Genomic DNA, 19681 nt, shown 5'->3' with positions numbered 1-19681 from the left:
TGATGCCGATCCGTATTTTGCCACCCATTCTGGCTAACCAGATTGCAGCCGGAGAGGTGGTGGAGCGGCCCTCTTCTGTGGTGAAAGAGCTGGTGGAAAACAGCCTGGATGCGGGGGCCGACCGGGTCGAGATCGACATCGACAAGGGGGGCGCCAAGCTGATCCGCATCCGTGACAACGGCTGTGGCGTCGCCAAAGACGAGCTGGTGCTGGCGCTGTCGCGTCATGCGACCTCCAAGGTGGCCACACTGGACGATCTGGAAGGGATCAACAGCCTCGGTTTTCGTGGCGAGGCGCTCGCCTCCATCAGCTCGGTCTCCCGTCTCACCTTCACCTCCCGTACCGCCGAGCAGTCCGAAGCCTGGCAAGCCCAGGCGGAAGGGCGTGAGATGAGCGTCACCATCAAGCCGGCGGCCCATCCGGTGGGCACCACGGTGGAGGTGGTGGATCTCTTCTTCAATACCCCCGCGCGGCGCAAATTCATGCGCAGCGAAAAGACCGAGTTTGCCCATATCGACGAGCTTGTGCGCCGCATCGCTCTCTCCCGCTTCGATGCCACCCTGATCCTGCGCCACAATGGCAAGGTGGTGCGCCAGTACAAGGCCGCCAATACCGTGCCGGAGCAGGAGCGACGTCTCGCCGCCGTTTGCGGCACTCCCTTCATGCACCATGCGCTGGCGGTGGAGAGCGAGCATAGCGACGTGCGTCTGTGGGGCTGGCTGGCGACTCCGGAAGGGGCAAGACCGCAAAACGATCTGCAATACACCTATGTCAACGGCCGGATGATGCGCGACAAGCTCATCAATCACGCCATTCGTCAGGCCTATGACGAGCTGCTGCCTCCCGACCGCTTCGCCGCTTATGTGCTCTATATCGAGCTGGATCCCCGTCAGGTAGATGTCAACGTCCACCCGGCCAAGCATGAGGTGCGCTTCCATCAGGCGCGACTGATCCACGACTTTATCTTTCAGGCGCTGTTTACTGCGCTGCGCCGCGAAGGAGTCAGCGTCGCTCATCAGGACGCGCCGCTGGCCGAAACCCTGGTCGAGTTGCCGGTCAGTCCGCTGATTGAATATCCCGGTCAGGCGCCACGCCCGGAGTGGTACGGTGCCGAGCACAGCTACCGGGCACCTGCACAGGTGCGGGAGGGGGGCGGTGGGGCTGGCCGAGCCAGCAATTATCAAGCGCCCGAGCCCCCAAGCCGGGAGGCGATGCGCGGCATGGGCGCTCTGCTCACTACCCTGCCTATCGCAACTGCGGCTGAGGCTGCTCCCGCACAGTCCACCGACACAGTGCCGTCACCTAAACAGGGGGGATGTCGCGCCCTGACACTGGTGGAGCAGGCCTACCTGTTGATCGAGCGGGATAATCAGTTGGCGCTGCTCTCGCTGGTACGCGCCGAGCGGGTGCTGCTACGCCACTGGCTGCTGGAGACCTGGGGCCAGGGACTGGCGGCCCAGCCACTGTTGCTGCCGGTCTCCTTCAAATTGCCGAAGAATTTGATCGCGCTGGTGACCGAGCAGGAACGTTTGCTGAAACGGATGGGGCTGGAGTTGAAAAGCGGGGGGCGCGACACCATGATCCTGACTCGGGTGCCGGCTCTGCTGCGCCAGACCGACCTGGTGCGTCTGTTACCCGAATTGCTGCAAATTATCGAGGGCGGATCTGACAGTGATGCTGGTCAGCAGGCTGAAGTATTATGCCAATGGCTGGTGGAGCAGGGGATAAGCCGCGAGAAGATATACGATTTTTCAACTGCCAGTCGTCTGCTGACGGAACTTGTGACCGATTTCAGTGACCAACTGGCAGACATTCGCATGGTGCGCCCGCTTTCGTTGGCGACTGTGCTGGAGGAGTTTGAACATGGCGAGTGACTTGCCGACCGCAATTTTTCTGATGGGGCCGACGGCCTCCGGCAAGACGGATCTCGCCATTGAACTGTGCCAGGCGCTGCCCTGCGACATCATCAGCGTCGATTCGGCGCTGATCTATCGCGGCATGGATATAGGTACGGCCAAGCCGACCGCCGATGAACTGGCACGTGCCCCGCACCGGCTGATCGACATTCTTGACCCCGCCATGAGCTATTCGGCAGCCGATTTTTGCAAGGATGCCCTGCGGGAGATGAAAGAGATCGCCGACCGTGGCCGCATTCCGCTGCTGGTGGGCGGCACCATGCTCTATTTCAAGGCGCTGCTGGAGGGATTGTCCCCGCTGCCCTCCGCCAATCCCGCCATTCGTGCCGGGATTGAGGAAGAGGCTGCCCGCCTCGGTTGGCAAGCGCTGCACGACGAGCTGGTGCGCATCGACCCTGTGGCCGGGGCGCGAATTCACCCCAATGACCCGCAGCGACTCTCCCGGGCGCTGGAGGTCTACCGCATCAGCGGCAAGACCCTTACCGAGCTGACGCAAGTGCAGGGGGGGGGCTTGCCCTATCGGGTGCAGCAGTTTGCCATCGCCCCGAGCGATCGTGCCGTGCTGCATCAGCGGATCGAACAGCGCTTTGACAAGATGCTGCAAGGTGGCTTTGAACAGGAGGTTCGTGCGCTGATGGCGCGCGGCGATCTGACCCCGGATCTCCCCTCCATTCGCTGTGTGGGTTATCGCCAAATGTGGGACTACCTGTGCGGTGAAGTGGGGTATGATGAGATGCGTTATCGTGGCATTGTTGCCACACGCCAATTGGCAAAACGACAGATGACCTGGTTGCGCGGCTGGCCCGACGTGACCTGGTTGGAATCTGGTGAGTCTGGCAATCTCGACCGCGTGCTTGCTCGCGCTGGTGCGGCTTGACACTCCCTGTATAATCAGGTTGTTATATTGATATCCGGTGTTTAAAAACAACAAACTATAAGGAAAAGAAAAATGGCTAAGGGGCAATCTCTCCAAGACCCGTTTTTGAATGCGCTGCGCCGTGAGCGGATTCCTGTTTCTATCTATTTGGTGAACGGCATCAAACTGCAAGGTCAGATCGAGTCTTTTGACCAGTTTGTTATCCTGCTGAAAAACACCGTGAGCCAGATGGTTTACAAGCACGCCATCTCGACTGTCGTACCGGCACGTGCCGTTAATCATCACCAGCCCACTCCGGGTGGCGCGGCTGATGAACAGGGTGATGCCGAGGCGTGATATCCCTGGGCGAGTCGACTCGCCAACTCAGATTCATCATGATTCCTGTTAAGGAGCAAGCGCTTGTTTGACCGTTATGAAGCTGGCGAACAGGCCGTTCTGGTGCATGTCAACTTCAGTGATGAGGGTGAGCGGGAGGATCTGGAAGAGCTCAAGATGTTGGTGAGCTCGGCCGGAGTCAATGCGCTGGGGGTAATTACCACCAGTCGCAGTGCGCCCAGTGCCAAATTTTTTGTCGGCAGTGGCAAGGCTGAAGAGATCGCGTCCCAAGTCCAGATGCTGGATGCCGACGTCGTCATCTTCAACCATGCCCTGACCCCCGCCCAGGAGCGCAACCTGGAGCGTCTGTTCCAGTGCCGTGTGGTGGACCGAACCGGCCTGATCCTCGATATCTTTGCCCAGCGCGCCCGTACCCACGAAGGTAAACTGCAGGTCGAACTGGCCCAGTTGCGCCATCTTTCCACTCGTCTGGTGCGAGGCTGGACCCACCTTGAACGTCAAAAGGGCGGGATCGGTCTGCGTGGCCCGGGTGAAACCCAGCTTGAAACTGACCGACGTCTGCTGCGGGAACGCATCAAGGCGATTTTGCGTCGGCTCGACAAGGTGGCCAAGCAGCGGGAGCAGGGACGCCGCGCCCGCAACCGCAACGAAGTGCCGACGGTGTCACTGGTTGGTTATACCAACGCCGGAAAGTCCACTTTGTTCAACCAACTTACAGCTGCCAGCGTGTATGCTGCCGACCAATTGTTCGCAACTCTGGATCCCACCCTGCGTAAACTGGTGATCCGGGATGTGGGTGATGTGATTTTGGCGGATACAGTTGGATTTATTCGACACTTGCCCCATGATCTGGTCGCGGCCTTCAAGGCGACCCTGCAGGAGACCCGTGAAGCGGATCTGCTGCTGCATGTGGTGGACTGTGCCGATGAGCAGATGCAGGAGAATATCGACTCCGTGCAGCAGGTGTTGGCCGAGATTGAAGCCGATGACAGGCCCCAGCTGATGATCTGCAACAAGATCGACAAGCTGGCGGATCGTCCGGCAGGTCTGGAGCGAGATGATGAGGGGCGCCCGTTGCGCGTCTGGTTGTCGGCCCAGACTGGTGAAGGTTGTGAGCATCTGTTTACGGCGCTGACCGAATTGCTGGCTGGCTCCATGGTGCATCACACCCTGCAGTTGCCTCCTTCTGCCGCGAGATTGCGCAGTGCGCTCTATCAGCTGAAAGGGATTGAGCAGGAAGGTTTTAGCGAGGAGGGGGATTTCGTGCTGGAAGTCCGCTTGCAATTGGCCGACTGGAACCGCCTCGTGAAACAGGAAGGTGAGAGTTTACAACGCTTTATCAGGCATTGATTCGTTGATGAAGGTGAACCCTTAGGGGCTTCTCAACGTATGACGGCCCGATAGAGATGATATCCATCCGCATGTATTAATGGAGACGCTGATGGCTTGGAATGAGCCTGGTAACAACGGCAAAGACCGTGACCCTTGGGGGAATAACGGCAAGAATCAGGGACCCCCTGATCTGGATGAAATGCTGCGCAAAGTGAGTCGCCGTTTCGGTGGCTTGTTTGGTGGCGGCAAATCTGGCGGCGATGTAGGTCGCTTTGGTATCTCCATCGCGCTGGTTGTGGCTGTGGTGGTGTGGGTCATCAGCGGCTTCTACACCATTCGCGAAGCGGAGCGTGGTGCCGTGCTGCGGTTTGGCAAGTTTTCCCATATTGTCGAGCCGGGCCTGCGCTGGAAGCCAACCTTTATCGATCAGGTGATCCCGGTGGACGTCGAGTCCGTGCGCTCCCTGCCTGCCTCCGGTTTCATGCTGACTCAGGATGAGAACGTGGTTCGGGTCGAGATGGACGTGCAGTACCGTGTCGTCAATCCCGAGCAGTATCTGTTCAGCGTGACCAATGCCGACGAGAGTCTGGGTCAGGCCACCGATAGCGCCCTGCGCTACGTGGTGGGTCATACCCGGATGGATGACGTCCTGACTACCGGTCGTGAGAAGGTGCGTCAGGAGACCTGGCAGGTGATCGATGGCATCATCGAGCCTTACCAGATGGGTCTGCAGATCGTCGACGTCAACTTCCTGCCGGCGCGTCCGCCGGAAGAGGTGAAAGACGCCTTTGATGACGCCATCTCCGCTCAGGAAGATGAACAGCGCTTCATTCGTGAAGCAGAAGCCTATGCCCGTGAAGTGGAGCCGAAGGCCCGTGGTCAGGTGAAGCGTCTGGAGCAGGAAGCGGAAGCTTACAAGTCCCAGATCGTGTTGAAAGCCCAGGGTGAAGTTGCTCGCTTCAACGAGCTGCTGCCCCAGTATCTGGCTGCCCCCGAGCTGACCCGTGAGCGTATCTATCTGGAAACGATGGAAGAGCTCTATCAGCAGGCCAACAAGGTGGTGGTCGACATGCCGGCTGGCAACAACAGCATGATCTACCTGCCGCTCGACAAGCTGTCTGGCAAGCCGAAGGCTGCCCAGTCTGATCGTGCCACTGTCGCCCCGGTCACAGAGCAGGTCCCCGTTTCAAACGAGGGTGCCAACTCTACGCCGACAATGCCGCTGCGTAGCGGTGACCGCTTCAGCTCAGGGAGAAACTGATAGATGAAAAAGCTAGCTATTGGTGCAATCGCTGTCGCGGCCATGGTCTGCTTCTCCTCTGTCTTTATCGTTGATGAAGGTCAGAAGGGGATTGTGGTGCAGTTTGGCAAGGTGAAGCGGGTTGACTCCGGTGAACCCCGCCTCTATGAGCCGGGCCTGCATTTCAAGGTGCCGCTCATCGACCAGGTTCGCAAGATGGATGCCCGCATCCAGACCATTGACAGCCAGGCCGACCGTTTTGTCACCTCCGAGAAGAAAGACCTGATCATCGACTCTTACGTGAAGTGGAAGATTGAGGACTTCTCCAAGTACTACCTGGCAACCGGTGGTGGCAACAAGCTGCAGGCGGAAGATCTGCTCAAGCGCAAGATCAACAACGGTCTGCGTTCCGAGATCGGTAACCGCACCATCAAGGACATCGTCTCCGGTGAGCGTAGTACCGTGATGGAAGATGCCCTGAAGAAGATGGCGCGCTCCTCCGAGCTCGGCATCAAGGTGGTGGATGTGCGGATCAAGCAGATCAACCTGCCGGTGGAAGTCTCCAACTCCATTTACCAGCGGATGCGCGCCGAGCGTACCGCAGTCGCCCGTGAGCACCGCTCTCAGGGTCGCGAGAAGGCTGAAATCCTGCGTGCCGATATCGACCGCAAGGTGACCGTCATGATCGCTGACGCCGAGAGTAACGCTCGCCAACTGCGTGGTGAAGGGGATGCGGAAGCCGCCAAGATCTATGCCGACAGCTACAAGAAAGACCCCGAGTTTTTCAGCTTCGTGCGTAGCATGGAGGCCTATCGCAAGAGCTTCGCCGGTGGTAACGACCTGATGGTGCTCAAGCCGGACAGCGAGTTCTTCCGTTACCTCAAGTCTCCTCACGGCACCAAGCAGTAATCGCCACGAGGTCACATTCAAAGGGTCTGCATTGTCAGACCCTTTTGTTTTTGGTGCCAACGCCAGCCGTTGACCCGAGGGGCTGGTTGCATTGAAGGAGGTCGGATGCTGACATCCATGCTGATGGGGTTGGGATTGCTGCTGTTGTTCGAGGGGCTCGGCCCGTTGTTGATGCCCAGGGCATGGCAGCAGATGTTGCGGCTGCTGAGCGATCAGCCACCGGAGCAGTTGCGCCGTATCGGCGGCTCGCTAGTGGTGGCAGGTAGCGTGATCCTCTGGAGGCTGAGTCGCTGAGTCTGTCGCAATGAACAGTTCAGCAGATAGCAGACAATAAAAAAGAGGCCGAAGGCCTCTTTTTTCATGCATCCCGTTTACTCAGGCACTGCGCTGCACGGCCATGTGGGCCAGTGTTTCCAGCGCCTGTTTGTGCGGGGAGTCCGGCAGGATGGCGAGGGCGGCAATGGCCTTGTCGGCCTCTTCTCTGGCACGCATGCGGGAGTACTCCAGCGCGCCAGTGTGGTCGAGAATGCCGAGGATCTGCTCAAGATGCTCCATGCCGTTGCGGTGTTCGATGGCATCGCGCACCAGCTGGCGCTCTTCCGGCGTGCCCACTTCCATGGCGCGCAGCAGCGGCAGGGTCGGTTTGCCTTCGGCCAGATCGTCGCCGACATTCTTGCCCATCTCTTCGCTCTGGGAGCAGTAGTCCATCACGTCATCGATGATCTGGAACGCAGTGCCCAGATACTTGCCGTAATCGGTCATGGCCTGCTCGACGGGCTCGGGCTGATGAGTCAGTACGGCTGCAAGGCGAGGCGGCCTCGAACAGCTTGGCGGTCTTGCAGTAGATGACCGTCATGTAGCTCTCTTCGGTGGTATCCGGGTCGTTGCAGTTCATCAGCTGCAACACTTCCCCTTCGGCGATGGTGTTGGTGGCATCCGAGAGGATCTCCATCACCCGCAGGTTGGAGAGTTCGGCCATCATCTGGAAGGAGCGGCTATAGAGGTAGTCACCGACCAGCACGCTGGCGGCATTGCCAAACATGGCGTTGGCGGTCTCCCTGCCACGGCGCAGGTCGGATTCGTCGACCACGTCGTCATGCAGCAGGGTAGAGGTGTGAATGAATTCGATGATGGCGGCCAGTTTCAGGTGATCCTCACCCTCATAGCCCAGCGCACGCGCAGCCATCACGGTCAGCATGGGGCGCATCCGTTTCCCGCCGGCGCTGACAATGTAGAAACCCAGCTGATTAATCAGACTAACGTCGGACTGGAGTCGGGCCAGGATCAGTTCATTGACCGCCGTCATGTCGGCGGCACAGAGCGCACGGATAGTCTGTTGGTCCATAAGTCTCGTAACGTGACAGCAGCAATAACTGCGATTTTAGTAATGGCAGGGATTCTACACGATTTCACAATGGGTTACAGTTAGGCGTTTATCCACGGCGGCAGATATGCGCACAAAATAAACTTTTTGCTAAATTGGCCTTGCCTGAGCAGATCGATTTGCGTAGAATGCCCGCCCATTGTTATAGGTTTTTGCGCATGTCTAGCCTTGAGCAAAAGACATGCCTTTACGGAGTTAATCAAATGTACGCGGTATTCCAAAGCGGCGGAAAACAACACCGTGTGGCCGAAGGTCAAATCGTTCGTCTGGAAAAGCTGAACGTTGAGACTGGCGCTACCATCGACTTCAACGAAGTTCTGATGGTTGCTGCAGGCGACACTTTTAAAGTAGGTGCTCCTTTCGTTGAAGGTGGCAAGGTTGTAGCTGAAGTTGTGGCTCACGGCCGTGGCGAGAAAGTGACTATCGTCAAGTTCCGTCGTCGTAAGCACCATCGTAAGCAAGCGGGCCACCGTCAGTGGTTCACTGAAGTCAAAATCACTGGCATCAGCGCTTAATTAGAGGAGTCCGATAAATGGCACACAAAAAAGCTGGCGGTTCATCCCGCAACGGTCGCGATTCTGAAGCTAAACGCCTGGGCGTGAAGCGTTTCGGCGGCGAAACAGTTCTGGCTGGCAGCATCATCGTTCGTCAACGTGGTACCAAGTTCCACGCTGGCACCAACGTTGGTCTGGGCAAGGATCACACCCTGTTCGCAACCGCGACTGGTAAAATCCTGTTCGAAGTTAAAGGTCCGCTGAATCGTAAGTACGTTAGCATCGTTGCTGAGTAATTACGGACCGCAAGGATCCGAAGCCCCGCCAACAGGCGGGGCTTTTGTTTTTCTGACGTCTTTCTGATGTCGTTGACGAAAAAACGGAACGCAGCTGACTTTGGCTCTGACGGGCATGATTGGCAAGATGCGTATCGCCCGCAGGGGTCTGTACCACTATAATTGCGTATCGGTTTTTCGAATTAAGGTGACGGTTACCTATGAAGTTTGTTGATGAAGTCCAGATTCGAGTCGATGCCGGTGACGGTGGTAACGGTTGTGTAAGCTTTCGCCGTGAAAAATATATTCCCAACGGTGGTCCGGACGGCGGTGACGGCGGTGACGGTGGCGACGTATATCTGATCGCCGACGAGAACCTCAATACCCTGATCGACTACCGTTTCGAGCGCTTCCATGCTGCCGAGCGCGGTGAGAATGGCCAGAGCGCCAACTGTACCGGTCGCCGCGGCAAGGACAAGATCCTGCGTGTGCCGGTCGGTACCCGAGCGACCGATGAGGATACCGGTGAACTGCTGGGGGATCTGACCCACCACGAGCAGAAACTGCTGGTTGCCAAAGGTGGTTTCCATGGTCTGGGCAACACCCGCTTCAAGAGCTCCGTCAACCGTGCTCCCCGCCAGAAGAGTAATGGTACTCCGGGTGAAGTGCGTACTTTGAAGCTGGAGCTGCTGCTGCTGGCCGATGTCGGCATGCTGGGTCTGCCCAACGCAGGCAAGTCTACCTTTATTCGCGCCGTTTCTGCAGCTCGCCCGAAAGTAGCTGATTACCCCTTCACTACCCTGGTACCGAACCTGGGTGTGGTGCGTGGTGAAAACTCCCGCTCCTTCGTGATCGCCGATATCCCGGGTCTGATCGAAGGCGCTGCTGAAGGTGCAGGTCTGGGTATCCGCTTCCTGAAACACCTCGAGCGTTGCCGCGTGCTAATCCACCTGGTGGATATCTGCCCGGTTGATGGCTCCGATCCTGCTGAAAATGCCGTGACCATCGTCAAGGAGCTGGAGAAGTACAGCCCGGAACTGGCTGGCAAGCCGCGCTGGTTGGTGTTTAACAAGATGGACCTGATCCTGGAAGAAGAAGCCCAGGAGGTGATGGATCGCGTCAAGGCGGCCCTGAACCACGAAGGTCCGGTCTATGCTATCACTGCCATCAGCAAGGAAGGCACCAAGAAGGTCTGCTACGACATTCTGGATCTGCTGGATACCATGCCCCGTCAGCTGGCGGAAGATGCCAAAGACGCCATCGAGAAGGTGGAGTTCAAGTGGGATGACTACCACAAGAACCAGCTGGCCAAGGCTGAAGCGGAAGCACTGGCTGCCTCTCTTGCCTTCGATGAAGGGCTTGATGATGACGATTGGGATGACGACGAAGATGATGGCGTTGAAGTCATCTACGTCCGTGACTGATCCCCGTCACTCTCATTGAAAACCGGAGCCTGAACAGGCTCCGGTTTTTTTATGTCTATCGAGCAGCAACTCATTAGGTATATTTGTGATGTCACTTATTGCCTGCTACTGATAACCGATTATACTGCCCACCAAAATTAACAATGCCGAAACAATCATCTGGCGATGTCGATTGAATCGATATGCGCCGCTGTATCTTATTGTTTTAATGGAAGGTTTACCTGTGGAAATATTTATGCGCAGATTTCTGCCTTAAGGGCTTGTTTGTGCATTTTTTTAGAGTATTCTTGCGCCCGTTTTGCCGGTTAATGCATGAATACGCAGGTTAGCCGGGCTAGGGAAAAGTAACATTAGGGCAGTCATATCATGTTGGAAAAGAGTCTCGAAGCACCTGCGGTCAATACTCGCCGTAACTTGTTGATGTTTCTGGTTCCGTCACTTATCGGGATCCTGCTGTTCATGACGCCGGTCGTCTATGACGGTAACGTCACCATCCCGGTGGCCGTGCTGGCCAAGCTGGTACAGCGCATTTTTGCCGATTATCTGGTCGCCATGGTCAGTGCGGTGATCACCACCACCATGCTGATGACGGTGATTGCCTGGCTGTTCAAGCCGGCGATTCTGGTGCGTCGTCCTTTCCTCAACAGTTTGTTCAATGTCTCCCCTTTCTGGGCCTGCGTGCGGGTATTGGGCGGTATCTTCGTGCTGCTGACCTTCTTCCAGGTGGGGCCAGAGGTGCTTTACTCCGGCGCAACCGGTGGACTGGTGCTCAACGATCTGCTGCCGGTGCTGTTTTCAGTCTTCATTTTTGCTGGCCTGCTGCTGCCGTTGCTGCTCGATTTCGGGCTGCTGGAATTTGTCGGCACCATGATGACCCGCATCATGCGTCCGGTCTTCCGGTTGCCGGGTCGTTCGGCTGTGGACTGCTTTGCCTCCTGGCTTGGCGATGGCAGCGTCGGCATCCTGCTGACCAGCAAGCAGTACGAAGGGAAGTTCTACACCCAGCGTGAAGCTGCGGTGATTGGCACCACCTTCTCTGCAGTCTCCATCACCTTCTGTCTGGTGGTGATCTCCCAAGTGAAGCTGGAGCACATGTTCGTTCCCTTCTACCTGACCGTCTGTCTGGCGGGGGTGGTTGCCGCCATCGTGGTGCCGCGTCTGCCGCCGCTCTGCTGGAAGAAGGACATCTATGCCGATGGCACTCCCCTGTGCCGCAAGCAGGAAGCAGTGCCGCACCAGCACAGCGTGATGAGCTATGGTTTCGAGCGTGCCCTGACCAAGGCTGACAGCATGACTGATCTCGGCGCCGTCGCGCGGGAAGGGGTGAAGAATGCACTGGATATGGTGTTTGGCGTGCTGCCGGTAGTGATGGCGATCGGTACCTGTGCGCTGATGCTGGCCGAGCACACCCCTATCTTCAACTGGCTTGGCGCCCCGTTTGTCCCCTTGCTGGAGCTGCTGCAACTGCCGGAGGCGGAAGCGGCTTCCAAGACCATCATGGTCGGTTTTGCCGATATGTTCATTCCGGCGGTGCTGGCCTCGACCATCGAGAGTGACATGACCCGCTTCGTGATTGCCGCCATGTCGGTAACCCAGCTGATCTATATGTCGGAAGTGGGCGCCCTGCTGCTGGGCAGCAAGATCCCGGTCAAGCTGTGGGAGCTGTTTGTTATCTTCCTGCTGCGCACTCTGGTCACCTTGCCGGTTATCGCCGGGGTGGCACATCTGCTGTTCTAAGGACGCAACGTAGTGAAAAACGGTCAACCTCGGTTGACCGTTTTTTTATGGCTTTTCCTCTTTTCTCCGGGCTTGATGGATGACGCGGGTTATTCGCAAAACGTCCTGCCTTGCAAGGTGTGGGTCATTCGCCGTGGGCTGAGTGTGGGTAACAAGAGAGAAGGGCCTGCGGGCCCTTGCTCATCAGTGTCCCTGCGGGTGGGGCTGTGCCGGCTTGCGGGGACACTGCACCAGCAGGGTATGGATGGTGAAGGTGCTGATCTGGGGGAAGCTCGGGCTAAATCCCCTCATCGGGTCGGTGCCCCCCATGCTCATCTGAACCTTGGTGAAGGTGTGCTGGCTGTGATCGGTTTCCTGATAGCCCTGCGGACAGCTCAAGCTTGCCTGTTGCTGGCAATCATCCGGCGCACTGCACTCGATCTGGAATCGTTGCAGCGAGGAATCTGCGGAGGTGAGCTCAGTGACAGTGGCGGGGGCGCAACCGGACAGCAATATACTGCCCAGCAGGACAATTCTCTGTGACATAAAAGGCGCGTGCTCTGTGGGGCAAGAAAAGGGGGGCGCGTGCCGGCCGGACCCTTGGTATCCCGCGCCGGCCGCCCTATGGGTTAGCGTGACGTTATGCTCAGATCGGACACTGGATGGTTAACGAGTGGACCGTGTTGGCGATGCGATAGGGCTTGGCAGCTTGGTAGATTTTCTTCTCCTTGTCATAGCTTCCCCCCAGATACTGGGTGCTGTAGAGCGTCTGCTGCCGACGATCGGTCTCCTTGTAACCTTGCGGGCAGGTCTGGTTGGCCTGCTGGAAGCAGGCTTTCATGCTGCTGCATTCGATGTAGAAGCCGCGCTGGCTGGTATCGGCAAGGTGCACCGGGGTGACAGTGGGGGCGGGGGGAGACAACAGGGCGCAGCCGGAGAGCGTCAGCGCGCCCAGCAGAACGAGATGTTTTGACATAGATAACCTGAACAGTGTGGTGTGACAAAGAGTGAGGGGGATCTATTGCTCCCCCTTCGCTATAGGGGCACCGTTATAACCAGCCGGGGGCGCTCAGGCCAGCCCGCAAATGTAAGAAAATATGATCCACCCCCGTGCATGCGCGGCCAGCTGGATTAGCGTTCAAACAATACTTGCCTGAGATTTGTTCCGTTCGATTGCTGCCGCTTGGCAGGCAGAGTGTGGCAGGAGATAGTGATTCATTCAGGTATCCCGTGCTACATTGCCCCACTTGTTACTGGCCTGTAAATCAATGGAGTGACCCATGTCTGCCATCCCCTATTCCGTGCTCGATCTGGTGCCTGTTGCCGAAGGTTCCGTGCCTGCCGAGTCATTTCGCCGTTCGCGGGATCTTGCCCGCCATGCCGAGGGTTGGGGTTACCAGCGCTACTGGCTGGCCGAACATCACAACATGCCGGGCATTGCCAGTGCCGCCACCTCGGTGCTGATCGGCCATCTGGCCGAAGCCACCACCACCCTGCGGATCGGGGCGGGTGGCATCATGTTGCCGAACCACTCGCCGCTGGTGATTGCCGAACAGTTTGGCACTTTGGCTTCGCTCTATCCGGATCGCATCGATCTCGGCCTTGGTCGCGCCCCCGGGACCGATCAACGCACCATGCGGGCGCTGCGGCGAATGCGCAACGGCGAGGTGGATGATTTTCCGGCCGATGTGCGCGAGTTGATGAGCTACTTTGGCGACGAGATTGGTGCGGTGCAGGCGGTACCCGGGCAGGGGCTGCATCTGCCCATCTGGCTGCTGGGCTCCAGCCTCTACAGTGCCCAATTGGCTGCGGCGATGGGCTTGCCGTTCGGTTTTGCCTCCCATTTCGCGCCCGCCATGCTGCTGCAGGCGCTGGAGATCTACCGCAGCCAGTATCGCCCCTCTGCGCGCTGGCCCAAGCCCCATGCGGTGGTCTGCATCAACATGATCGCCGCCGACAGCGAGCGGGAGGCCCGCTTCCAGTTCACTACCGTGCAGCAGCAGTTCTTGCGCCTTCATCGCGGTGATGCGGGCAAGCTGCCCGCGCCGGTCGTCCAGCTTGGCGACGAGTGGGCGCCCCGTGAGCTGATGGCGATGGAGCAGACCCTTGCCCGCTCTCTGGTGGGCAACCCGGAGCAGGTTCGTCACGGCCTCAAGGCGCTGCTGGCGGAAACCCGCGCCGATGAGCTGATGTTCAATGGCCCCATCGTCGATCATCAGGCCCGACTGCGTTCCTTTGAAATTGCCGCCGAGCTGATGCAGAGCCTGTAAGCCATGACGAACCCTACTGTCGCGGTGGATGGGCCGTATTGGAATCCCATGGTACCGGAGCTGTCGGTTACCGATCTGGCTCGATCTCTGGTTTTCTATACCGGTTTGTTGGGCTTCTCGGTCCGCTATCGGCGCGATGACCCTCCTTTTGCTTATCTTGAGCAGCAACAGATACAGCTGATGCTGGAGCAGGTACATCCGGCGGGTTGGCAGGTCGGGGCGCTGGAGCCACCGTTCGGTCGGGGGATCAATCTGCAGATGGAGCTGACCGAGATCCAGCCGCTACTTGACCGCTTGCAGGCCGCCGGGATTGCACTTTTCCGGCAGCCCACTGAGGTCTGGTATCCAGTGGGCGAGATGCTGGCCGGGCAGCGCGAATTTTTGCTGCAGGATCCCGATGGTTATCTGTTACGGTTTGTGCAATATCTGGGGGAACGAGCGGCTGACTGACAAGATCAAAATCTTAACCATCTGATTTTAAAGGACTGTCAGATGTATGTCGGCTATCTGTCGTGTCACCTTTCGTGGCGCAAGCCCTATGCTGGCCCTGTCAATTACCACAAGGAGTTCGAGATGATCGTCAGGAAGTTGAGATTGCAACGGGGTTGGTCTCAGGATCAGTTGGCAACGTTGACTGGTTTGAGTGTCCGCACTATCCAGCGGATCGAGCAGGGGCAGCAACCCGGACTGGAATCTCTCAAGGCCCTGGCCGCCGTCTTTGAACTCGATGTGGCTCAACTGGATGGATCAGAGCAACAGGAGCGCGAGATGAGAGGAAGTGACACTATTGGTCAGGATGCGGTGCAGGTATCGGCAGAGGAGCGGGCGGCAATGCGCTATGTGGAGGAGCTCAAGGGCTTCTATCACCATGCCGCCAGCTACGTGGTGGTGATCTGCGGGCTGTTTGTCATCAACTACCTGAGCAATCCGGAGTATATCTGGGCCTGGTGGCCAACCCTGGGCTGGGGGCTGGGACTTGCCTCCCATGCTGTTCGGGTGTTTCAGCCCTTCAAGCTGTTTGGCCCCGAGTGGGAGCGGCGCCAGATCGAGAAGCGGCTGGGGCGCAAGTTGTAACTTCATTCGCCGGAAAACAGGGAGCCTAAAACAGCAAGCCCGGCAGATTGCCGGGCTTTGTTATTGGAACGAGTTGTGGCCATCCGTGCGGCAGCGATCGCGACCGCCTGATTGCAGTGCTCCCCCTAGCTGGCGTGAACCGGGCAGGGGGTGGCGATCAGGGCATCATCTTCATAACGCCACAGGGTGAGGCTGTTGCCCCAGACGCAGCCGGTATCGAGTGCCTTGATATCGCTCTTGCCGGTGTTGCCCATCAGGGCGGCCCAGTGGCCGAACACCAGAATGGGGTCATCCACGTGATGCTCGCGCTGTTCGAACCAGGGCCGCAGGCCCGGGGTCGACTCCTTGGGCCCCTTCTTGCATTTGAAGTCGAGACGACCGTCGAAATAGCAGAAGCGCATCCGGGTGAAGGTATTGATGATGTAGCGGTAGCGGTCGATCCCGACCAGATCATCTTTCCAGCCATCGGGCTGGTCGCCGTACATGTTGTGCAGCAGCCAGCTGTACTGGTCACCGCGTAGCAGGCTCTCTACCTCGCGGGCGCAGTTGCGCGCGGTGCGGACATCCCATGCGGGGGAGATCCCGGCATGCACCATCATGATGGGCAGGTCCGGATGTTCGGCCAGCAGCGGGCGGTGGCGCAGCCACTCCAGCAGTTCATCCCGGTCCGGGGCATCCATCAGGCTTTGCAGCTTGTCTTTTTTCTTGAGCGGTGCAACGCCATCTGCGACCGCCAGCAGGTGCAGGTCGTGGTTGCCGAGCACGGTAACGGCACTGTTGCCCAGCCCTTTGACAAAACGCAGGGTATTGAGGGAGTCCGGGCCGCGGGCGACCAGATCGCCGCAGAGCCAGAGCACGTCATTTTCGGGATCGAACGCGGCAAGATCCAGCAGACGGCGCAAGTCGTTGTAACAGCCCTGGATGTCACCGACAAAACAGTTCGCCATGAAACCTCAGTTGATAATATTGGGGATGGCCAGCGTGAAGGGGGCGATGGGCGCCTCAAACTGCTGACCAGAGCCATCTTGCAGGGTATAGCTCCCTTCCATCACCCCAAGCGGGGTCGCCAGCGGCACGCCGCTCTGGTAGCGGTAGGTCTCACCTTCGGCAATGACGGGTTGTTCCCCGACTACGCCCGAGCCTGCCACTTCCAGCATCTTGCCATTGGCATCGGTGATGAGCCAGCGCCGATGCAGCAGTTGCACCGGGCCGGGCCCCAGATTCTCAATCTCGATCAGATAGTGAAACTGGTAAGGGTCTTTGGAGCCCGCCACATACACGGGGTATGGGCGGATCTCGATGTGCGGGAGTGCCACAGGATCAGGCCTGTTGCTGATCCGCCAGCCAGTTGGCGATCATGACAAACTGCTCGAGGGAGAGATTCTCCGGGCGCAGGTTGCCATCGATACCAAGCTCGGTAAGCTGGGCGTCGGTGATGAAGTTGGAGAAGCTGTTGCGGATGGTCTTGCGACGCTGGCCAAAGCCTTCGGTACAGACGCGATTCAGACAACGAATGTCTTTTGCGACTATGGTCGGATTCTTGTGCGGGATCAGGCGAACTACGGCAGAGTCCACTTTCGGTGCCGGTTTGAAGGCGCCCGGGCCCACTTCCAGCACCGGCACCACCTGGCAGTAGTACTGGGTCATCACGCTCAGACGGCCATAAGCCTTGCTGCCCGGGCCGGCGGCCAGACGCAACACCACTTCTTTTTGCAGCATGAAGTGCATGTCCTCTACCCGATCAGCGAACTCGCACAGGTGGAAGATGAGCGGGGTGGAGATGTTGTAGGGCAGGTTGCCGAAGATGCGCAGCGGCCCCTTGCCTTCACCCATCAGGGTGCCGAAGTCAAAACGCATGGCATCCGCTTCGATGACGGTCAGCTTGTCTTTGAGGGTCGGGTGCTCGCGCAGGCGAGCTGCCAGGTCCCGGTCAAGCTCGACCACGGTCATTTTGTCCATCTGGGCGGCGACCGGCTCGGTCAGCGCGGCCAGACCCGGACCGATCTCCACCAGATTCTGACCCGGCTGCGGGTTGATGGCGGCGACGATTTGATCGATCACATACCGGTCGTGCAAGAAGTTCTGACCGAAACGCTTACGGGCCGTGTGGCCCATGTGCACCTTACTGCTCATATCTTTTTTTCTCTACCATCTTGATGGCGTGGTTAATCGCGGTGACAAGGCTGCCCGGATCGGCCAGGCCCTTGCCTGCCAGATCCAGCGCGGTGCCGTGATCCACCGAAGTGCGGATGAAGGGAAGCCCCAGGGAGATATTGACCGAACTGCCGAAGCCCTTGTATTTGAGCACAGGCAGCCCCTGGTCGTGGTACATGGCGAGTACCGCATCCGCATCCTTGAGGTATTTCTCCTGGAACAGGGTGTCGGCCGGCAACGGGCCGACCAGATCGATCCCCTCCTGGCGCAGGGTGGCCAGAGCAGGTTCGATCACGTCAATCTCTTCACGTCCAAGATGGCCACCTTCCCCGGCGTGGGGGTTGAGTCCGCAGACGTAAATACGGGGTTTGGCGATACCAAACTTGGTTGTGAGATCCTCGTTGAGGATCCGGATCACCTTGCCGAGGCGATCTTCGGTGATGGCCATCGCTACATAGGCCAGCGGAATATGGGTAGTCGCCAGTGCGACCCGCAGCCCCTCGGTTGCCAGCATCATTACCACATCGGCGGTGTTGGATTGTTGGGCAAAGAACTCGGTGTGGCCGCTGAACGAGACCCCGGCCTGGTTGATGATCCCCTTGTGCACCGGCCCGGTCACCACGGCGGCAAATTCGCCGCTCATGTTGCCATCACAGGCGCGCTGCAGGGTTGCCAGCACATAGGCGCCATTGCCTTCGTTCAACTCGCCCGGCACCACGGGGGCGCCGAGGGTGACCGGACAGACGGTCAGGGTGCCCGCTCGCTGCGGATGAGCAGGGGCGGTTGCGTCATAGGGCTCAAGCTCGATGCTGAGCCCCAGCAGGGTTGCCCGCTCGCGCAGCAGCGCCGGATCGGCGATCACCACCAACTGGTGGGGCCAATCCTGCTGGGCAATCTGCAGCACCAGATCCGGGCCGATCCCGGCCGGTTCGCCCGGGGTAACGGCAAGGCGACGGCAGCTCATCAGCTACCGGCTCCTTCGATCTGGATGTAGGCCTCGTCACGCAGCTCATCCAGCCACGCCTGAGACTCTTCCACGAAGCGACGGTTGTAGATCAGCTGGTAGGCGCGCTGTTCCTGAGCCTTGTCGGTCGCATCCTGGCTGCGGCGATCTTCCACCTGCACGATGTGCCAGCCATGGCTGGTACGGAACGGGGCACTGATCTGGCCCGGTTGCAGACGGTTGACCATGTCGCGGAACTCGGGGACATAGACGTTGGGATCAGACCAGCCCAGTTCGCCACCCTGCACCGCAGAGCCCGGATCTTCGGAGTACTTCTCCGCCATGCTGGCGAAGCTTGCCTTGCCGCTCTTGATGTCGTGCAGAATGCCATCCAGCATTCCCTTGGCTTTCTCTTCGCTCAGGATAATGGAGGGCTTGATCAGGATATGACGGGCCTTCACCTCGGTCTGCATCACTTGCTGCTGACCCTTGGTGTCGAACACCTTGACGATGTGCAGGCCGGCGCCGGAGCGCAGCGGGCCGACGATGTCGCCCTTCTTGGCGCCCTGTACCGCTTCCGCCATCAGGGTCGGCATCTCTTGCGGGCTCATCCAGCCCCAGTCGCCCCCTTCCAGCGCCTTGGGACCGTTACTCTCGGCAATGGCCAGTTTGCGGAAGTCGGCACCTTGCTTGAGGGCAGCCAGAATGCGCTCGATCTTGCTCTTGGCGGCATCCAGCTGGGCGGCAGTGGGGTTGTCCGGCAGGGCAATCTGGATATGGCCGACGTGGTATTCGTTCTGCTGTTGACCCTGTTTCTTCAGGATCTCCACCACCTGCTTCACCTCCTGCTCGGAGATGTTGATACGGCGGCGCACCTGGTTGCGGCGCACCTCGTTCATCAGGATCTCGCGGCGAACCTCTTCCCGATATTGGGCATAGGTCATCCCTTCACGGGCGAGCTGGGCCCGCAGCTGATCCAGGGTCATCTTGTTGTCGGCAGCGATGCCCTGAATAGCCTGTTCCAGCTGGGTGTCGCTGATCTTCAGCCCCTGGCGCTCCGCCAGTTGCAACTGCAGGCTCTCCTGGATCAGGCGATCCAGCGCCTGTTTGCGCAGGGTGGCATCGTCAGGCAGGGACTGGCCGCTCTCCTGGGCGGAGAGTTTTACCTTGTTGACCAGTGCGTCCTGTTGGCTGGACAGCACCACGTCCTTGTTGACCACGGCCAGAACCTTGTCCATCAGCTCGGGCGCAGCCAGTGCGGCCTGGCTCATGGCACCGAACATTCCCGCGGTCAGCAGGGCAATCAGGGTCTTTTTCATATCCATCTCTCAAGGCTG

At 58.8% G+C, this 19681-nt stretch carries 21 protein-coding genes and 1 pseudogene; 14 read left to right on the top strand and 8 right to left on the bottom strand.

The genetic code is table 11. The features are described 5' to 3' along the window. Positions 1 to 2 precede the first annotated feature (2 nt). From mutL to ACTG2O_RS21485, 7 genes are all read left to right on the top strand, one after another. On the top strand, positions 3 to 1874 hold the full coding sequence (mutL, locus tag ACTG2O_RS21515) for a DNA mismatch repair endonuclease MutL (RefSeq protein ID WP_236284832.1): 1872 nt from the start codon (positions 3 to 5) through the stop codon (positions 1872 to 1874). Continuing rightward, positions 1864 to 2793, top strand: a complete 930-nt coding sequence (miaA, locus tag ACTG2O_RS21510; RefSeq protein ID WP_439976617.1) for a tRNA (adenosine(37)-N6)-dimethylallyltransferase MiaA — start codon at positions 1864 to 1866, stop codon at positions 2791 to 2793. Before mutL ends, miaA begins: the two co-directional genes overlap by 11 nt. 72 nt (positions 2794 to 2865) lie before the next feature. Then, positions 2866 to 3129, top strand: a complete 264-nt coding sequence (gene hfq, locus ACTG2O_RS21505; protein WP_005339045.1) for an RNA chaperone Hfq — start codon at positions 2866 to 2868, stop codon at positions 3127 to 3129. A gap of 63 nt (positions 3130 to 3192) precedes the next feature. After that, positions 3193 to 4479 (top strand): ribosome rescue GTPase HflX, encoded by a 1287-nt coding sequence (hflX, locus tag ACTG2O_RS21500; protein WP_439976616.1) that lies wholly within the window; start codon positions 3193 to 3195, stop codon positions 4477 to 4479. Positions 4480 to 4570: 91 nt separating this feature from the next. After that, positions 4571 to 5722, top strand: coding sequence for an FtsH protease activity modulator HflK (gene hflK, locus ACTG2O_RS21495; protein WP_019444888.1), 1152 nt, complete (start codon positions 4571 to 4573; stop codon positions 5720 to 5722). Between the two features lie 3 nt (positions 5723 to 5725). Beyond that, on the top strand, positions 5726 to 6610 hold the full coding sequence (gene hflC, locus ACTG2O_RS21490) for a protease modulator HflC (RefSeq protein ID WP_005339038.1): 885 nt from the start codon (positions 5726 to 5728) through the stop codon (positions 6608 to 6610). Positions 6611 to 6715: 105 nt separating this feature from the next. Continuing rightward, positions 6716 to 6904 carry a DUF2065 domain-containing protein gene (locus tag ACTG2O_RS21485; protein ID WP_439976615.1) on the top strand — a complete coding sequence of 63 codons (189 nt, stop codon included), beginning with the start codon at positions 6716 to 6718 and terminating at the stop codon, positions 6902 to 6904. 81 nt (positions 6905 to 6985) lie between these two features. On the opposite strand, the pseudogene ispB reads toward ACTG2O_RS21485, so the two are convergent. Then, positions 6986 to 7955, bottom strand: a pseudogene (ispB, locus tag ACTG2O_RS21480) (octaprenyl diphosphate synthase). Between the two features lie 242 nt (positions 7956 to 8197). Between ispB and rplU the strand changes: the two are divergent. The 4 genes from rplU to ACTG2O_RS21460 all read left to right on the top strand — a co-directional run bounded on the left by rplU (position 8198) and on the right by ACTG2O_RS21460 (position 11924). Next, positions 8198 to 8509 carry a 50S ribosomal protein L21 gene (gene rplU, locus ACTG2O_RS21475; RefSeq protein ID WP_005304210.1) on the top strand — a complete coding sequence of 104 codons (312 nt, stop codon included), beginning with the start codon at positions 8198 to 8200 and terminating at the stop codon, positions 8507 to 8509. A 17-nt stretch (positions 8510 to 8526) separates the two neighbouring features. Further along, positions 8527 to 8784 carry a 50S ribosomal protein L27 gene (rpmA, locus tag ACTG2O_RS21470; RefSeq protein WP_005339028.1) on the top strand — a complete coding sequence of 86 codons (258 nt, stop codon included), beginning with the start codon at positions 8527 to 8529 and terminating at the stop codon, positions 8782 to 8784. 200 nt (positions 8785 to 8984) lie between these two features. Further along, positions 8985 to 10187, top strand: coding sequence for an Obg family GTPase CgtA (cgtA, locus tag ACTG2O_RS21465; RefSeq protein WP_005339026.1), 1203 nt, complete (start codon positions 8985 to 8987; stop codon positions 10185 to 10187). Positions 10188 to 10553: 366 nt separating this feature from the next. After that, entirely contained in the window at positions 10554 to 11924 is a 1371-nt protein-coding gene (locus tag ACTG2O_RS21460; RefSeq protein WP_019444891.1) for a YjiH family protein, read from the top strand. Positions 11925 to 12107: 183 nt separating this feature from the next. Here ACTG2O_RS21460 and ACTG2O_RS21455 read toward each other — a convergent pair whose 3' ends face one another. Together ACTG2O_RS21455 and ACTG2O_RS21450 are read right to left on the bottom strand one after the other, a co-directional pair. Further along, positions 12108 to 12449 (bottom strand): hypothetical protein, encoded by a 342-nt coding sequence (locus ACTG2O_RS21455; protein WP_439976614.1) that lies wholly within the window; start codon positions 12447 to 12449, stop codon positions 12108 to 12110. A gap of 100 nt (positions 12450 to 12549) precedes the next feature. Further along, positions 12550 to 12879 (bottom strand): hypothetical protein, encoded by a 330-nt coding sequence (locus tag ACTG2O_RS21450; protein WP_043822971.1) that lies wholly within the window; start codon positions 12877 to 12879, stop codon positions 12550 to 12552. A gap of 304 nt (positions 12880 to 13183) precedes the next feature. Here ACTG2O_RS21450 and ACTG2O_RS21445 point away from each other — a divergent pair, with 304 nt between their 5' ends. From ACTG2O_RS21445 to ACTG2O_RS21435, 3 genes are all read left to right on the top strand, one after another. Next, a complete protein-coding gene (locus tag ACTG2O_RS21445; protein WP_439976613.1) occupies positions 13184 to 14173 on the top strand; it encodes a luciferase-like monooxygenase in 990 nt (329 codons plus the stop codon). A gap of 3 nt (positions 14174 to 14176) precedes the next feature. Next, positions 14177 to 14623, top strand: a complete 447-nt coding sequence (locus ACTG2O_RS21440; RefSeq protein WP_335844178.1) for a bleomycin resistance protein — start codon at positions 14177 to 14179, stop codon at positions 14621 to 14623. A gap of 123 nt (positions 14624 to 14746) precedes the next feature. Next, complete coding sequence (locus ACTG2O_RS21435; RefSeq protein WP_439976682.1) at positions 14747 to 15247, top strand: 2TM domain-containing protein; 501 nt, start codon at positions 14747 to 14749, stop codon at positions 15245 to 15247. Positions 15248 to 15372: 125 nt separating this feature from the next. On the opposite strand, the gene ACTG2O_RS21430 is transcribed toward ACTG2O_RS21435, so the two are convergent. From ACTG2O_RS21430 to surA, 5 genes are read right to left on the bottom strand one after another with little or no spacing between them, the layout of a single operon-like run. Then, the gene (locus tag ACTG2O_RS21430) at positions 15373 to 16194 is read right to left on the bottom strand and encodes a symmetrical bis(5'-nucleosyl)-tetraphosphatase (RefSeq protein WP_439976612.1); all 822 of its coding nucleotides are present in this window, start codon (positions 16192 to 16194) and stop codon (positions 15373 to 15375) included. Positions 16195 to 16200: 6 nt separating this feature from the next. After that, entirely contained in the window at positions 16201 to 16563 is a 363-nt protein-coding gene (apaG, locus tag ACTG2O_RS21425) for a Co2+/Mg2+ efflux protein ApaG (protein ID WP_150998434.1), read from the bottom strand. A 4-nt stretch (positions 16564 to 16567) separates the two neighbouring features. After that, on the bottom strand, positions 16568 to 17380 hold the full coding sequence (gene rsmA, locus ACTG2O_RS21420; protein ID WP_005339016.1) for a 16S rRNA (adenine(1518)-N(6)/adenine(1519)-N(6))-dimethyltransferase RsmA: 813 nt from the start codon (positions 17378 to 17380) through the stop codon (positions 16568 to 16570). Then, entirely contained in the window at positions 17370 to 18365 is a 996-nt protein-coding gene (gene pdxA, locus ACTG2O_RS21415) for a 4-hydroxythreonine-4-phosphate dehydrogenase PdxA (protein WP_439976611.1), read from the bottom strand. Before pdxA ends, rsmA begins: the two co-directional genes overlap by 11 nt. Further along, positions 18365 to 19663: a peptidylprolyl isomerase SurA gene (surA, locus tag ACTG2O_RS21410; RefSeq protein WP_005349338.1), complete on the bottom strand. Its 1299-nt coding sequence runs from the start codon at positions 19661 to 19663 to the stop codon at positions 18365 to 18367. The genes pdxA and surA overlap by 1 nt, the downstream gene beginning before the upstream one ends. Positions 19664 to 19681: the final 18 nt, after the last annotated feature.

The organism is Aeromonas sp. 61P (assembly GCF_051919545.1).
GTDB lineage: Bacteria > Pseudomonadota > Gammaproteobacteria > Enterobacterales > Aeromonadaceae > Aeromonas > Aeromonas veronii.
The sequence above is the reverse complement of the archived record's forward strand: the minus strand, read 5'-3'. Positions and strand labels throughout refer to the sequence as shown.